Raw genomic sequence first — 14,653 nt, 5'->3', positions numbered from 1 at the left:
TCCCCGCGAGCGCGGCCGATACTGGCCCCATGAGCGAGATCGAGGCCTACCTGAGAAACCAGTTTCTCGTCGCCATGCCGAGCCTGGACGACGAGAACTTCAGTCACACCGTCTCGCTGGTCTGCGAGCACAGCGACAGCGGCGCGATCGGCCTGGTCATCAACCGGCCCACCGAACTGCTCCTGACCGAGGTGATGGAACAGATGGGCCTCGAACACGAAGGCGTGGACGCCCGTGCGATCGTGTTCTGGGGCGGTCCGGTGCAACCCGAGCGCGGCTTCGTGATCCACGGCGATCCGGGCGGATGGGAGTCGTCGATCGCCCTGGGCGACGAGCTCTACGTGACCACCTCGCGCGACGTGCTGCGTGCGATCGGCAAGGGCGAGGGCCCGCGCGAGTACGTCGTCGCGCTCGGCTATGCCGGCTGGGGCGCAGGACAGCTGGAGAGCGAGATCCTGCACAACGCCTGGCTCCACACCCCGGTCGACCAGCAGATCCTGTTCCGCACGCCGCCGCCCTTGCGCTGGGCCGCGGCGACCAAGCTGCTCGGCGTCGACGTGAGCCAGCTCAGCGGCGAGGCCGGACACGCCTAGAGGCGGTGCATGCCGCTCTATCTCGCCTTCGATTATGGCCAGCGGCGAACCGGCGCGGCCATCGGCGATGACGTCACCGGCCAGGCGCGCGCGCTGGCGTCGTTTCCCGGCGACGACTGGGCCGCCGTGCTCAAGCTCGTCGAGCAGTGGCGCCCGGCCGAGCTGATCGTCGGCCTGCCGCTGGATCGCGATGGCGCCGAACAGAGCATGAGCGCCGCCGCGCGCCGCTTCGCCGCGCAGCTCGGCCAACGCACCGGACTGCCGGTGCATCTGGCCGACGAGCGCTACAGCTCGCTCGCCGCCGACGAGCTGCTACGCGAGGCGCGCGCCAGCGGGCGCCTGACGCGGCGTGTGCGCAAGGGGGATCGCGACGCGCAGGCGGCGCGGGTGATTCTGCAGCAGTGGTTGGAGAGTCGCGGTTGATCGCTGCACGGCGATCGGCATTTGAACTGACAATGGTTTCGGCCCGGCAGGGGCGAAACTCGGCGCAATCCGAAAACGGCTCACGCAGCTTTCATTGCCACGCGCGAACGCCCACAATACGCGCCCAGCATGAGCCCCGAACTCCAACTCGACCGCCACGGCCGCCTGCGCCACCTGCTGACGCTCGAAGGCCTGGGCGCACCGCTGTTGACGGAGATCCTCGACCGCGCCGATACGATCGAAAAATCGCTGCGCGGCCCCGACAAGAAGCTGACCACGCTGCGCGGACGCACCATCGTCAATCTGTTCTTCGAGCCGAGCACGCGCACGCGCACGACCTTCGAGCTCGCCGCCAAGCGCCTGTCGGCGGACGTGCTCAACCTGCAGATGGCGACCTCGAGCACGTCCAAGGGCGAGACTCTGTTCGACACGCTCAAGACGCTCGAAGCGATGCAGGCGGACATGTTCGTCGTGCGTCACGAAGCCTCGGGCGCCGCGCATTTCTTCGCCGAGCATGCCGCCCCTGGCGTTGCGATCCTCAATGCCGGCGACGGCCGCCACGCGCACCCGACGCAGGGGCTGCTCGATCTATTGACGATCCGCCGCTACAAGGGGCCGGACTGCTTCGCGACGCTGCGCGTGGCCATCGTCGGCGACATCCTGCATTCACGCGTCGCCCGCTCCGACATCCACGGCCTGCGCGCGCTCGGTGTGCGCGACATTCGCGCGGTCGCGCCGCCGACGCTGGTGCCGGCCGGCATCGAAGAGATGGGCGTGCGCGTCTGCCATCGTATCGAAGAAGGCCTCGACGGTGTGGACGTCGTCATCCTGCTGCGCCTGCAGAAGGAGCGCATGCTCGGCGCCTACCTGCCCTCGCTCGGCGAGTTCCATCGCGACTTCGGCCTCACCCGCAAGCGTCTGAGCGCGATGCGTCGTGACGCGATCATCATGCACCCGGGTCCGATCAACCGCGGCGTGGAGATCGAGGGCGAGGTCGCCTACGGTCCGCAATCGGTGATCCTGCAGCAGGTCAGCCACGGCATCGCCGTGCGCATGGCGGTGATGTCGATGATTCTCGAAGCGCGCCCCGGCGAGCGTACGGCAAAAACCGCGGCGCGCGGCGCCGCATCGCGCAGAGGGCGACGCCGATGACGCGCCCCTCGAACATGCGCGAGTGGTCGGCACGGGCCCGCGCAGCGGGCGAGGCGCAAGCCGAACCGACGGGCGCGACCCTGATCCGCGGCGCGCGCGTGCTCGATCCGGCCAGCGCGACCGACCGTAAGCTCGACGTGCTGATCGAGAACGAACACATCGCCGCCGTCGGCGAGGCCTTGGCCGCGCCCGCGCGGGCGAGCATCATCGACGCCCACGGCCTGTGGCTGATGCCCGGCCTGGTCGATCTGTGCGCGCGTCTGCGCGAACCAGGCGCCACGCACAAGGCCAGTTTCGCCAGCGAGATGCCGGCCGCGTTCGCCGGCGGCATCACCCAGGTGCTGATCCCGCCCGATACGCAACCGGCGCTGGACACGCCGGCGATGCTGATCCGCGTGCAGCGCCTCGCCCGCCAGGCCGGCACGCTCGACGTGCGCATGCTCGGCGCGCTCACGCGCGAGCTTTCCGGCGCGGCGCTGGCGGAGCTGTCCGCGCTCAAGAGCGCCGGCGCCGTCGGCGTTTCGAACGCCGCCGCGCCGATCAACGATTCGCGCATCGCCCGGCGCGCGCTGGAGTACGCCAAAGGCCTCGAGCTGCCGGTGCACGTGTTCGCCCAGGATGCGGGTCTTGCCGGCAACGGCTGCGCCCACGAAGGTCCGGTGGCCACACGCCTGGGCCTGTCCGCGGTGCCGGTCGCGGCCGAGGTCGCCGCGCTGCGCTTCTGGATCTCGCTGGTCGAGGACACCGGCGCGCGTGTGCATTTCTGCCGGCTGTCGACCGCGCGCGGTGCCGAGCTGATCGAGGCGGCGCTGGGCCGCGGCCTGCCGGTGTCCGCCGACGTCGCTGCCCATCAGCTGCACCTTTGCGACACCGACGTCGACGGCTTCAATGCGCAGTGCCACGTGCAGCCGCCGCTGCGGACGCGGGACGATCGCGACGCGCTGCGCGCCGCGGTCGCCAGCGGCGTGATCGGCGCGATCTGCTCGGACCACCAGCCGCACGAGGCCGACGCCAAGATCAACCCGTTTCCGCTGACCGAGCCCGGCATCAGCGCGCTGGAGACGCTGCTGCCGCTGACGCTGCAACTGGTGCACGACGGCCTGCTGTCTCCCTTGCAGGCGGCCGAGCGCCTGAGCCGTGGACCGGCGGCGATCGCCGGTCTCGACAGCGGCCGCATCGCCAGCGGCGCGCTGGCGGACCTGGTGCTGGTCGACGCCGAGGCACGCTGGACGCTGCGTCCGGAACGGATGCTCAGCGCCGGGCGCAACACGCCGTTCGCCGGCCGCACGCTGCGTGGCCGGGTGCGCGCGACCTGGCGCGCCGGGCGAGCTGTGTTTCGCGCAAGCGGCTGAGTACCGACGCCTTTGGCGTGCGCAGACGCCGCTTGGTATAAAGTCGCAAAAACGATTTGCCACTTGGAGGGTCCGCCCGCGCGGACTGGGGAAGAAACGATGGCACGCGTACTGATCGTGGACGATTCACCGACCGACGTGCAGAACCTGCGCAACCTGCTGCAGAAGGCCGGTCACACCGTCACCGAGGTCTCGACGGGGGAAGAGGCGGTCGCAAGAGTCAAGGCGGAAAAGCCGGACGTCGTGATCATGGACGTGGTGATGCCCGGCGTGAACGGCTTCCAGGCCACCCGGATGCTGGCCAAGGACCCGGCGACGGCCCACATTCCGGTGGTCGTGGTCAGCAGCAAGAACCAGGAAACCGATCGCGTCTGGGCCCTGCGTCAGGGCGCCAAGGAATACTTGACCAAGCCGGTTAAAGAGGCCGATCTGCTCGCCAAGATCAAGGCCGTGCTCGGGTCGTAACGCGGCAACGTCATCTGGGGGAGACATGGCCGAAAAACGCAGGGTACGGGGCGCCCGTCGCGAACTCGCCGCGCTGATCACCGCGGTGCTGCTGATGATCGTGGCGATGGCGGGCTTCTACTTCATCCAGCGCGTGGACACGCGCGACGAAACCTGGGTGGAGCTCGCGCGCACACTGTCCAGTGACGTCGGCGAGATCGTCGATGTAGGCGAGACCGTCACGCGCGGTCTGACGCCGGACTTCCTGACACTCGCGGCCCGGATCGAGGACCTGGACCTCAACGTCGAGGCGCTGGCTGAGGGTGACGAGGTCGCCGGCATCGAAGCGGCGCCGCCGCAGGTGCAAGCGGAGGTCGCGGAAGTCAGCGCCGCCTGGAACCAGATGAAGGGCACGGTGCAGACGCTGATCGACGGCGAGCAGGCTTGGCGCCTGTCGGCCAGCAGCGTCAACCAGATCCGTACTGCCGTGCACGCCGACGAGGGCGACGATCTGTTCAAACTCTACGAGCGCATCGCCGAACGGCTCGGCGGCCGTCCAGGACAGAACCCGGCGATCACACAGCTCGTCCGGCTCGAACGCATCTCGTCGGAAGCGGCGCGCGTACTCGGTGCCGGCCGCGATGCACTGGCCACGGTGCAGGCGCTGGACGCCGAGGTACGCAGCTTCCGGCAAGTCAACGACCAGCTCACCAGTGACGCCGAGGTCGGCGCGCTGGCGCGTGAGGCGGCGCAGCGTTTCGAGGCGGTGTCCTCGGCCAGCGAGCTGCTGCTCGAAAATGCGGAGGCCGTCGACCGCCTGCAGATCGCCGCCGGCCAGCTCCAGGGACTGGCGGCCGACGTCATCGCCACCGCCAAGGCGCTCGAACAGCGCCTGCTGGACACGCGCGTACGCCAAGTCATCCTGCCGATCGTCGTCGCCGTGTCCGGGGGCCTTGCGATCGTGCTGCTGGTGATCTTCATCGTCGTGACCGTGCGCGCCACGCGCCTGCGCCTGCGTCTCGCCGAAGAGCGCGACGCCAAGCAGCAACGCGCGATCCTGTCGCTGCTCGACGAGATCACCAACCTCGCCGACGGCGATCTGACCGTCGACGTGACCGTGACCGAGGACTTCACCGGCGCGATCGCCGACTCGATCAACTACACCGTCCAGAACATGCGCAACCTGGTCGGCACCATCAACAACACCTCGGTCGAGATCGCCAACGCGGCGTCGAGTACCAAACAGACGGCGCTGCAAATGAACGAGGCCTCCGAACGCCAGGCCAAGGCCATCACCGAGGCTGCCAACACCATTACCGCGAGCTCGCAGTCGATGCAGCAGGTGGCCGCGAGCGCCGAGCAGCTCGCGCTGCAGGCGCAGCAATCGGTGCGCGTCGCGCACAACGGCGCCGAGACCGTGAACCGCACGATCCAGGGCATGACCGCGCTGCGCGAGCAGATCCAGGACACGTCCAAGCGCATCAAGCGCCTCGGCGAATCGTCACAGGAAATCGGCAACATCATCGAGTTCATCAACGACATCGCCGAGCAGACCAACACCCTCGCCCTCAACGCCTCCATCCAGGCGGCCATGGCCGGCGACGCCGGCCGCGGCTTCGCCGTCGTCGCCGACGAAGTGCAGCGGCTGGCCGAACGCGCGGCCAACGCCACGCGTCAGGTCGAGAATCTGGTCAAGACGATCCAGGCCGACACCAACGAGGCCATCGTGTCGATGGAGCGCTCGACGCAGAACGTGGTCGTCGGCGCCAAGAGTGCCGAAGAAGCCGGCCAGGCGCTGACCAAGATCGAGAGCGCCTCGCAGGAGCTGGCGAAGCTGATCACCAACATCTCCTCGGCGGCGCGCAAGGAGTCGGCACAGGCGACCAGCATCGCCGGTACCATGCAGGCGATCCGCGATATCGCCGTACAGACGGCAGGTGCGGCCAACCGTACCGCGAACGCGGTCGAGGAGCTCAACCTGCTGTCGCAGAAGCTGCGCGAGTCGGTGGCCGGGTTCAAGCTGCCGGAGGACACCCTGGCTTAGCGCGCATCCTCTGCAGCGTCGCTCGCTGTTCGCGCCCCCCAGACGAGACCGTCCGTCTGACCGATTCCCGAGCGGCCCGACGGGCTTGGACGATCTGCACAGGGGGCATCGCGTGCCCGCGCGCCATCGCCGCGCGGCCACGCCGCTGCGTTGTGGCTGCGCTTGCCTCCCCCCCCGCCCCCTCCTTACCATCTGCGCTCTTTTTTCGCGGCCTTGCCGCCGCCCGACTGCCTTCCGAGGGAATCGCATGAGCTTCCAGGCCGATCTCGAAAAGCTTCTTGGTCTAAAAACAGTCAACTACAAACACAATCTCGACAAGGAAGCGCTGTTCGCCGAAGCCATCGCCAATGACCGCGGCCGCGTCCGCCGCGGCGGCCCCAGCAACGAGCAGAAGGCATTCCCGACCAAACTCGGCGTCAAAGGACCGCTGGTCTATTACACCGACCCGGATTGCACCGGTCGCCGCACCAAGGACACCTACGCGGTCAAGTGGCCCGAGGTCGCCGACGAGATCTGGTTCAAGGCCGACCTCAACCCCTACGACCCGGCGCAGTACGAAGGCCTGCTCCGGCGCGTGGTCCAGCACCTCAACGACAAGCGGGCCACGCTGTACGTCAAGGACGTGTTCATGGGCTCGGATCCGGAGTTCGCCGTGCCGTACCGCTTCGTCGGCGAATATGCGACGCATGCGATGTTCGTGCACAACATGTTCCCCAAGGGCCTGCAGGGCGTGAAAGACGCCGACGCGCGCCGCTGGACCATGCTCAACGTGCCTAGCTTCGAGTGCGTGCCCGAACGCGACGGATGCCGTTCCGAGGTCGCGATCGTCATCGATGTCCGCAACAAGATCTGTCTGGTCGCCGGCCGCGCCGACTACTGCGGCGTCAACAAGAAGACCATCTTCACCGTGGGCAACTATCTGCTGCCCAAGGAGGGCCGGCTGTCGATGCACTGCTCGGCCAACGTCGGTGCCAAGGGCGATGCCGCCATCCTGTTCGGCCTGTCGGGCACCGGCAAGACCACGCTGTCGGCGGATGCCTCGCGCCGCCTGATCGGCGACGACGAGACGATCTGGTCGGACAACGGCCTGTGCAATCTCGAAGACGGCTGCTACGCCAAACTGATCAACCTCGACAAGGAAGCCGAGCCGGTGATCGCCGCGGCGCTGTCCAAGCCGGGCACCATCATCGAGAACGTGCCGCCGCTGCCGGGCAAGCGCATGGAGGACTGCCATCCGGACGAGCTCGATCTCAGTGACGATTCCATCGCCGAGAACACACGCTTCTCCTACCCGCTCGATGCGAACCCGAACGTGATGCCCAACGGCCAGGGTCCGCATCCGCAGACCATCGTCCTGCTCACCGCGGATGCCTTCGGCGTGCTGCCGCCGATCGCCATCCTCGATGCCAAGGACGTCATGTACCACTTCGTCTCCGGCTTCACCGCACGTGTCGCCGGCACCGAGGTCGGGGTCACCGAGCCGCAGCCGACCTTCTCGGCCTGCTTTGGCGGGCCGTTCATGGCCCACAAGCCGAACGTCTATGCCAAGTTGCTGGCCGAAAAGATGCAGAAGCACCATGCGCGCTGCATCCTGCTCAACACCGGCTGGAGCGGCGGCCCGTATGGCGTTGGCAAGCGCATGAGCCTGAAGGTGACACGCGCCCTGCTCAACGCCGCGCTCAATGGCGAGCTCGACGGCGTCGAGACCGAGGTCCACCCGATCCTCAATCTGAAGATGCCCAAGTCCTGCCCGGGCGTGGACAGCGCGATCCTCAACCCGCGCAACACCTGGGCCGACAAGGACGCCTACGACGCCACCGCGATCAAGCTGCGCGACATGTTCCGCGACAACTTCAGGAAAAAGGGCTTCGCCGCGTTCGGCATCGAAGAACGGATCTGATCGAGCTGCGCAATCAGGCATTGCGCGACAACTTCAGGAAAAAGGGCTTCGCCGCATTCGGTATCGAAGAACGGATCTGACGGCACTCGCCTGCACGCACGAAGGCCGCCATGATGGGCGGCCTTCGTCGTTTCCGGCACGCCGGGCGGCGCGTAGCGCGCGTCCCACGTCGGCTATCGGATAATCGGCTCAGTCGCTTTTCGTCCCTCGCCATGTCCGTCAACCGCATCTTCTGCATCGGCAAGAACTACGCCGAGCACGTCGCCGAACTCGCCCACCTGGATGCCGCCGCCTCCGAAGGATTGCGGGCACCAAAAGCTGCGACGCGGTCGGCGGCAGCGGCAGCTCCCGCACCCACAGCGCTTCGTGCAGACGCCGTGTCCCCGCCGGACGGCGACTGCGTGGTGTTCATGAAGCCCGCCAGCTGCATCGTCGAAGAAGGTCAGCCCATCGTGCTACCGCGCGGCCGCGGCGCGGTACACCACGAAGCCGAACTGGTGATCGAACTCACCGGCGGCGGGCGCGACATCCCGGAAGACGAGGCACTGGACTGCGTCGCCGGCATGACCCTGGGTCTGGATCTGACCTTGCGCGACCTGCAAACCGAGCTCAAACGCAGCGGCAAACCCTGGGAATTGGCCAAGGCCTTCGACGGTTCCGCGCCCATGGGCATGATCCGGCCCTACCTCGAACAGGATCTGCAGGACATCCACTTCACCTGTCACGTCAACGGCGTGCTACGCCAGCACGGCCATACACGGGACATGCTGTTCACGGTCGCGCGTCAGATCCACATCCTGTCGCAGACCTGGGCCTTGGAACCCGGCGATGTGCTCTTTACCGGTACACCCAAGGGCGTCGGCCCGCTGCGACCGGGCGACGAGATCGTGCTCGCCAGCCCGCTGCTGGGCGAGTTCCGCTGGAGCTGTGCATGACCACACCGAACACGCCGTCGTTCGCCGCCTCCTTGCGCCGGCACGCCGCAAGCCTGACCGGCATCTTTCTCACCGGGCTGCTCGCGGTGCTGCCGATCGTGGTCACCATTACCCTCGTGCTGTGGCTGATCCAGCTCGCCGAAGCACTTTTCGGCGGCATGCTCGGCGCCCTGCTACCCCGGTCCGCGCACCTGCCGGGCATGGGTCTGCTATTGGCGATCGCGATCATCTTCGCCGTCGGCCTCGGCCTCAAGGGCGTATTCATGAGCCAGTTGCTGCGCTGGTTCGAGAACGTGCTCAACCGCATCCCGCTGATCAAGACAGTCTACGGCGCCGTGCGCGACCTGACCGCGATGCTCGGCAACAACGGCGAGCGCGCTTTCAGCCGGGTGGTCATGGTGCGCTTGCCTGGCCTGCCGATCCGCCTGGTCGGCTTCGTCACCATCGAGGACTTGCGCGGGGCCGGTCTCGCCGACGCAGACGATGAAGTCGCGGTTTATCTGCCGATGAGCTATCAGATCGGCGGCTACACCGTGCTGCTGCCGCGCCGCTGCCTGACGCCGCTGGACATGGGCTTCGAGGACGCGATGCGCTTGGTCATCACAGCCGGACTATCCCGCCCCGAGGCCGAGCGCGGACCGCCACCGGCGCGCCTGTGAACCCCGACCGACCATCTGGGGGCTGTCTGAATATTTGTATGTGAGGCGGTTTCGGAAGCTCTGCTCGTTCCGGTCATCACGGCGCGAGGGGCAAAGGTCCCGAGTGATACGGTGTCGCCAAGCCTGCCGGAACGCCGGCCGCCCGGTCCACAGACCGGTGCTGGCCCGAACCCGCGGTGCATGATGCCGCGCTGCGAAGCGGAGATTGAGTGCCAATCACCCGATCCTCCGCACTCGCCTTCTTGGGTCTGACCGCGCCCGCGATGGCCGCAGACAACGCGGTGCCCTACCCCGACGGCTATCGGAACTGGCGCCACGTGAAGAGCTTGGTGATCCAGCCCGGCCATGCCCTCTACGACGCCTTTGGCGGCATCCATCACCTGTATGCCAACGACAAAGCCCTGCAAGGCTACAAGACGGGCAAGTTTCCGAATGGCAGCGTCATCGTGTTCGATCTGCTCGACGCCAGCGCCGCCGACCACGCGATCACCGAGGGCGCGCGCAAAGTCATCGGCGTGATGCACAAGGACGCAAAGACTTTCGCGGCCACCGAAGGTTGGGGCTTCGAGGGCTTTGGTGGTGGCGACCGCGACAAGCGCGTCGTCGGTGAGAATGCGGCGACGGCCTGCTTCGCCTGCCACGCCGCGCAGAAGGATCACGACTACGTGTTCAGCGTCACCCGCGATTGAGCAGAGACGATGAGCGAGCCTCCGGTCGCGCCAGCCTGGCAGACGAGCCAATGGTTCAATACCGGGACACCCTTGGATCTGGCCAGCCTGCGCGGCCGGGTGGTCGTGCTGCATGCTTTCCAAATGCTCTGCCCGGGTTGCGTGCTGCACGGCGTGCCACAGGCAGAGCGCATCCACCAGCAGTTCGCCCGCGAAGGCGTCACCGTCGTCGGTCGGCACACGGTGTTCGAGCACCACGCCGCCATGCAGCCGGTGTCGCTGGCAGCGTTCCTGCATGAGTTTCGCGTCACCCATCCGGTGGGCGTGGATGTCGCCGTGCCAGGACAGCGCATCCCCGCGACCATGCAGGCCCATGCCATGCAGGGCACACCCACCCTGGTCCTGATCGACCGCGCCGGGCACATCCGCCGCCAGCACTTCGGCCGACTGGACGACATGACGGTCGGCGCAGAAGTCATGCGACTGGTCAGAGAGTAGGCGAATCCCCGCCGACAGATAGGCTGATTCCGAACCTTCGCTCCCCGGCTTGCCGAGCGATGCCAGCCGCGGCTGCGCTTCGGTGACCCGCCAGCGACCAGCCGAGAGTTTTGCGCGCCTTGGTCGGAGGTGTGCGCGAATCGGCGGCGACGAGATTGAAGAGCCTCGCGCGCGGCGCACAGATCGTCGGCGCGGCGCCGAACCTGCAGAGCTTCGAGGTGACAGTGTAGCGGCTACTTGAGCCGCTCCTCGCGCAGCGCCGTCACCCTGCCGCCCGCAAACTCAACGGTCACCACGCGGCCCGAATAGCCCGGTTCGATGTAGATCCACCGCTGCCCCACGGCGCCGCCGAACTGGTTCTCCAGCGTCACCTCGCGATCCGGCGCCCGCTTGAACTTGGCCAGCACCTGCGCCTCGGTCGCACCGAGTTGCAGCAGCGTGCCGTCTGGCATGCGGATCGGCCTGCTGGTCATCGGGCCGGGCTGCGCGTGGGCGGTGGTCGACGCAGCCAGGGCGAGCAGCACGGCGGTGATCAAGTTGCGCATACGAGCCTCCGTGATGGTTCCAATCTCAAGGAACATCTTAGGAAGCGGGCGCAAAATAGCCACCCCGAGGTGGCTGAGTCGTGGAATCTTTGGCTCGGTATGGGGGCGGCTTGCGAACCGCTCTCTCCGGCTCTTGGGCGGACAGCCCGCCGAGAGTCGCGCCGTCCAGCCGAGAGCGAAAGGCTGAGATTCCTCGTGCTTGAGCGCGCCGGCACCGGACGGCTCTCCGCGTTCGCGCCGTCCAGTCGCGGGTAGGCCGGCACCCGCGACCGCCAGGGTCAGCGCCGGGGAGCGCCGCGACGCGGGCGGTGTGGCCCAGTGTGCACGCCCTACGGACCGCAGGCCCCCGGAGGCGCCGCAACCACCAGGGCCCCAAGAATGGCGCCCGAGGGGCGCGGAGAGCCTCGGAACAAAACGCCTTCACTTTGCATATGTTTGAAGGCAATATGTCTCGCGATGGGCACGAGAGCCTTCGAACGTGAGGTCGAGCTGTTCCGCAAGCATGGCGGCGGCCTCCGCATGTCCGAAGCGCTGCGCCTCGGCATCAACCGGAAGACGCTCTACGCCATGCGCGACGCGGGCGTCGTCGAGCCGGTCACCCGAGGGCTGTACCGGCTCGCGGCGCTCGATCCGATCGCGCACCCGGACCTCGTCACCGTGGCGACGCGCGTCCCGCAGGGCGTGCTCTGCCTCATCTCGGCCCTCTCGTTCCACGAGTTGACGACACAGGTGCCGCACACCATCGACGTCGCGCTCGAGCGCGGGACACGGAAGCCGCGCCTCGACTACCCGCCGACCCGCTTCTTCTGGTTCTCGGGGCCGGCGTTCCACGAGGGTATCGAGACGCACGAGCTCGATGGCGTGCCCGTCCGCATCTACGACCCCGAGAAGACGCTCGTCGACTGCTTCCGCTACCGCAACCAGCTGGGTATGGACGTCGTGCTGGAGGCCCTGCGGTTCTGGCGCGAGCGCCGCAAGAAGAAGCTCGACGTCCTCCTGAAGTACGCCCGCATGCGCCATGTCGAACGCGCGATGCAGCCCTACCTGGAGGCGATGTCGTGACCATCCAGAACCTCGCTGCCTCCGTGCAGGCGCGTCTTCAGAACCACGCCCGCGCGACGAAACGGCCCTTCCAGGAGTTGCTGCAGTACTACGCGATGGAGCGGTTCCTCTACCGGCTCTCGAAGACGCCGCACCGCGCGCGCTTCGTCCTCAAGGGCGCGCTGATGCTGCACGTGTGGGGCGGCCCGTTCGCGCGCGCGACGAAGGACGTCGACTTCCTCGGCCGCCTCGACAACTCGCTCGAGAACCTGGAGCGCGTGGTCCGCGAGGTGTGCGCCGCTGACGTCGAGCCGGACGGCATGGTGTTCGACCCTGCCACGGTGAAGACCGAGCGCATCAAGGAGGACGCGGACTACGAGGGCGTGCGCGTGCGATTCGTCGGCCTGCTCGGCAGGGCGCGCGTCGCGATGCAGATCGACGTCGGGTTCGGCGACGTCGTCACGCCGGGCGTGGAGACCATCACGTATCCGGCGCTGCTCGACTTCCCGGCGCGCGAGCTCTCGGGCTACCCGCGCGAGACGGTGGTGGCCGAGAAGTTCCAGGCGATGGTCTATCTGCGCACGCTGAACAGCAGGATGAAGGACTTCTACGACGTCTGGCTCCTCGCGAGTCAGTTCGCCTTTGACGGCGCGCTGCTCACGAAGGCCATCGCCGCTACGTTCGCGAACCGCGAGACCGCCATCGACGTGGCGCCGATCGCGTTCACGCCGGCCTTTACCGAGCAGGCGTCGACGCTCGCGCAGTGGACCGCGTTCCGAAACAAGCTTCCGAACACCGAGTGCCCGGCGAAGCTCTCGGAAGTTGTGACGTTCCTCGCCGAGTTCCTGGTTCCGATCGCGCGCGCCTGCGCCCGAGGCGAGAGCTTCAACCAGCGTTGGGCACCGGGCGGCCCGTGGACCACCAGCTCGTGACCCGCCCTGATCGCCTCGACCGGCGCGTCACGGGCGGTCGGCGAGGTCCCGGGCTGCGATCATCTCGCGCGCGAGCTGCAGCGCCGAGCGCGGCTTCCTGGTCGGCGCGCACCGGGCCAGGATCACCTTCCATCCGTTCCGCGCGTTCGCCGCCTCTGAGACGATGCCGGCGACCTTGACGGATCGACGCGCTCCTCGGAGATGCGCCGCTTCGAGCCGTACTCGGCGGCCAGCGCGCGCCGCTCGGCGGGGCTCTTCGCCCGGGCGACGATGCGGGCGTATGCCTCGCACGAGTACGCGAACGTCTCGCGCTCCCCGAGCTCGATGTCGAGCAGCCACTCCCTCCGGCGCGTCTCTCGGAGCCCGATCGTCCGTCGTTTGCAGTTGTGGAAGATGTGCGCGGCCTCGTGGACGATGAAGTCGGCGAACGGGTCGTCCCCGGCGAAGTAGCTCGGCGAGACGTAGCAGGCGAATCCTACCTGATTGCGGCCTCGCGACGGCGGCTCGTCGCTGGCGCCACTTGGCGCGGTAGCTCGGAGGCTCGAAGACTGGCTCGGCGGGCTTTGTGGTCCTCTCGGCGACGCGACGCAGCCCTCGACCGATCCGGGTAGAATGACCCGGAGCCGGGCGGTGTCGCCCGGAGGAAGGCCGACCGCTGTACGCTCAACCCTTGATGCCGACGTCGAACCCAACGACGACGGTCGTTGGCATGCGCTTCGCTCACACACGCTCGCGGCAACGCACTCTTGCCGACGAGGACAGCTGACGACGATGGCCTTGCTCCATTACCAGAACCTGGATGTTCGACGGCCGGACATCCTCATGAGGAAAGCCTTCTACGGCCTGAAAGCGTTCTACGACTTCCTCCGCCGAACGAAGGACTAAATGGAGAGCGACGCTGCGGTGAAGCGGCTCGCCTGGAAGGCTGGCGTCCCGCCTGACGATGACGACGCCGACCGCGGGCGTGGCTTCTGGGTCCAGCTCGAGGAGCCCAAGGACCGCCCGAACGAGCCCGAGTCGACGTTCCGCGCGTTCATGGACGAGAACGTGCGCGACGTGTTCGACCTGGTCGACGACGATCCGGACGACGCGACCGACCGACGGCGCAACGGGAGGAGGAAGTTCGCGGACGACCGCAAGCTCCTCGTGCTCGACCGGGACCCCGAGACGTCCCAGCTCCTGCTCGACCGCCGCCCCGTTGGCGAGCAGCTGCTCCTGCGCCCGAACACGCTCACGCTGCACCGGCAGATTCAGGCCCTGCAGGCGCTGCAGAACGCGCCGTCGTCGTTCCACCTGCCGCTGCTTCGGCTGATGGAGTCCGTGGACCACGCCTGGTGGCCGGCATGGTAATTCCTAAGCAAACCGGACCAAATCTGAGAGGATTTGGTCATGAAGCGATGTCCCGGATGTGCAGGTTGTCGGCACTATCGCCTGGGGGATGGACGTCTGAAGTGCCGCGCCTGCGGG

16 protein-coding genes are annotated in these 14,653 nt (G+C 67.6%); 14 read left to right on the top strand and 2 right to left on the bottom strand.

Annotated elements, in window-relative coordinates; genetic code table 11:
• Positions 1 to 29 precede the first annotated feature (29 nt).
• The 11 genes from ABSH63_RS08400 (at position 30) to ABSH63_RS08350 (ending at position 10,668) form a co-directional block, all read left to right on the top strand.
• Positions 30 to 593, top strand: coding sequence for a YqgE/AlgH family protein (locus ABSH63_RS08400; RefSeq protein ID WP_352888963.1), 564 nt, complete (start codon positions 30 to 32; stop codon positions 591 to 593).
• A gap of 9 nt (positions 594 to 602) precedes the next feature.
• The gene (gene ruvX / locus ABSH63_RS08395) at positions 603 to 1,016 is read left to right on the top strand and encodes a Holliday junction resolvase RuvX (protein ID WP_352888961.1); all 414 of its coding nucleotides are present in this window, start codon (positions 603 to 605) and stop codon (positions 1,014 to 1,016) included.
• A gap of 129 nt (positions 1,017 to 1,145) precedes the next feature.
• Entirely contained in the window at positions 1,146 to 2,168 is a 1,023-nt protein-coding gene (locus ABSH63_RS08390) for an aspartate carbamoyltransferase catalytic subunit (RefSeq protein ID WP_352888960.1), read from the top strand.
• Between the two features lie 14 nt (positions 2,169 to 2,182).
• Positions 2,183 to 3,520 (top strand): dihydroorotase, encoded by a 1,338-nt coding sequence (locus tag ABSH63_RS08385; RefSeq protein ID WP_434223264.1) that lies wholly within the window; start codon positions 2,183 to 2,185, stop codon positions 3,518 to 3,520.
• A gap of 99 nt (positions 3,521 to 3,619) precedes the next feature.
• Positions 3,620 to 3,985, top strand: coding sequence for a response regulator (locus ABSH63_RS08380; RefSeq protein ID WP_352888957.1), 366 nt, complete (start codon positions 3,620 to 3,622; stop codon positions 3,983 to 3,985).
• Between the two features lie 25 nt (positions 3,986 to 4,010).
• A complete protein-coding gene (locus ABSH63_RS08375; protein ID WP_352888955.1) occupies positions 4,011 to 6,008 on the top strand; it encodes a methyl-accepting chemotaxis protein in 1,998 nt (665 codons plus the stop codon).
• 247 nt (positions 6,009 to 6,255) lie between these two features.
• Positions 6,256 to 7,908 carry a phosphoenolpyruvate carboxykinase (ATP) gene (locus tag ABSH63_RS08370; protein ID WP_352888954.1) on the top strand — a complete coding sequence of 551 codons (1,653 nt, stop codon included), beginning with the start codon at positions 6,256 to 6,258 and terminating at the stop codon, positions 7,906 to 7,908.
• A 110-nt stretch (positions 7,909 to 8,018) separates the two neighbouring features.
• Positions 8,019 to 8,843: a fumarylacetoacetate hydrolase family protein gene (locus ABSH63_RS08365; protein WP_352888952.1), complete on the top strand. Its 825-nt coding sequence runs from the start codon at positions 8,019 to 8,021 to the stop codon at positions 8,841 to 8,843.
• Positions 8,840 to 9,502 carry a DUF502 domain-containing protein gene (locus ABSH63_RS08360; protein ID WP_352888951.1) on the top strand — a complete coding sequence of 221 codons (663 nt, stop codon included), beginning with the start codon at positions 8,840 to 8,842 and terminating at the stop codon, positions 9,500 to 9,502. Before ABSH63_RS08365 ends, ABSH63_RS08360 begins: the two co-directional genes overlap by 4 nt.
• Before the next feature lie 263 nt (positions 9,503 to 9,765).
• On the top strand, positions 9,766 to 10,191 hold the full coding sequence (locus tag ABSH63_RS08355; RefSeq protein ID WP_434223263.1) for a cytochrome P460 family protein: 426 nt from the start codon (positions 9,766 to 9,768) through the stop codon (positions 10,189 to 10,191).
• A gap of 9 nt (positions 10,192 to 10,200) precedes the next feature.
• A complete protein-coding gene (locus tag ABSH63_RS08350) occupies positions 10,201 to 10,668 on the top strand; it encodes a redoxin family protein (protein WP_352888947.1) in 468 nt (155 codons plus the stop codon).
• A 233-nt stretch (positions 10,669 to 10,901) separates the two neighbouring features.
• Here ABSH63_RS08350 and ABSH63_RS08345 read toward each other — a convergent pair whose 3' ends face one another.
• A complete protein-coding gene (locus tag ABSH63_RS08345) occupies positions 10,902 to 11,213 on the bottom strand; it encodes a hypothetical protein (protein ID WP_352888945.1) in 312 nt (103 codons plus the stop codon).
• Positions 11,214 to 11,669: 456 nt separating this feature from the next.
• Here ABSH63_RS08345 and ABSH63_RS08340 point away from each other — a divergent pair, with 456 nt between their 5' ends.
• Positions 11,670 to 12,275, top strand: a complete 606-nt coding sequence (locus tag ABSH63_RS08340; RefSeq protein ID WP_352888943.1) for a type IV toxin-antitoxin system AbiEi family antitoxin domain-containing protein — start codon at positions 11,670 to 11,672, stop codon at positions 12,273 to 12,275.
• Positions 12,272 to 13,186, top strand: coding sequence for a nucleotidyl transferase AbiEii/AbiGii toxin family protein (locus ABSH63_RS08335; protein WP_352888942.1), 915 nt, complete (start codon positions 12,272 to 12,274; stop codon positions 13,184 to 13,186). The genes ABSH63_RS08340 and ABSH63_RS08335 overlap by 4 nt, the downstream gene beginning before the upstream one ends.
• Before the next feature lie 122 nt (positions 13,187 to 13,308).
• On the opposite strand, the gene ABSH63_RS08330 is transcribed toward ABSH63_RS08335, so the two are convergent.
• Positions 13,309 to 13,878, bottom strand: a complete 570-nt coding sequence (locus ABSH63_RS08330; RefSeq protein WP_352888941.1) for a hypothetical protein — start codon at positions 13,876 to 13,878, stop codon at positions 13,309 to 13,311.
• Positions 13,879 to 14,071: 193 nt separating this feature from the next.
• On the opposite strand from ABSH63_RS08330, the gene ABSH63_RS08325 reads away from it, so the two are divergent.
• The gene (locus ABSH63_RS08325) at positions 14,072 to 14,536 is read left to right on the top strand and encodes a hypothetical protein (protein WP_352888939.1); all 465 of its coding nucleotides are present in this window, start codon (positions 14,072 to 14,074) and stop codon (positions 14,534 to 14,536) included.
• The last annotated feature ends 117 nt before the right edge of the window (positions 14,537 to 14,653 follow it).

This window comes from Sinimarinibacterium thermocellulolyticum, from assembly GCF_040327995.1.
Taxonomy (GTDB): domain Bacteria; phylum Pseudomonadota; class Gammaproteobacteria; order Nevskiales; family Nevskiaceae; genus Solimonas; species Solimonas thermocellulolyticum.
Note: the sequence above shows the minus strand (reverse complement) of the source record. Positions and strands in the feature narration are given on the sequence as shown.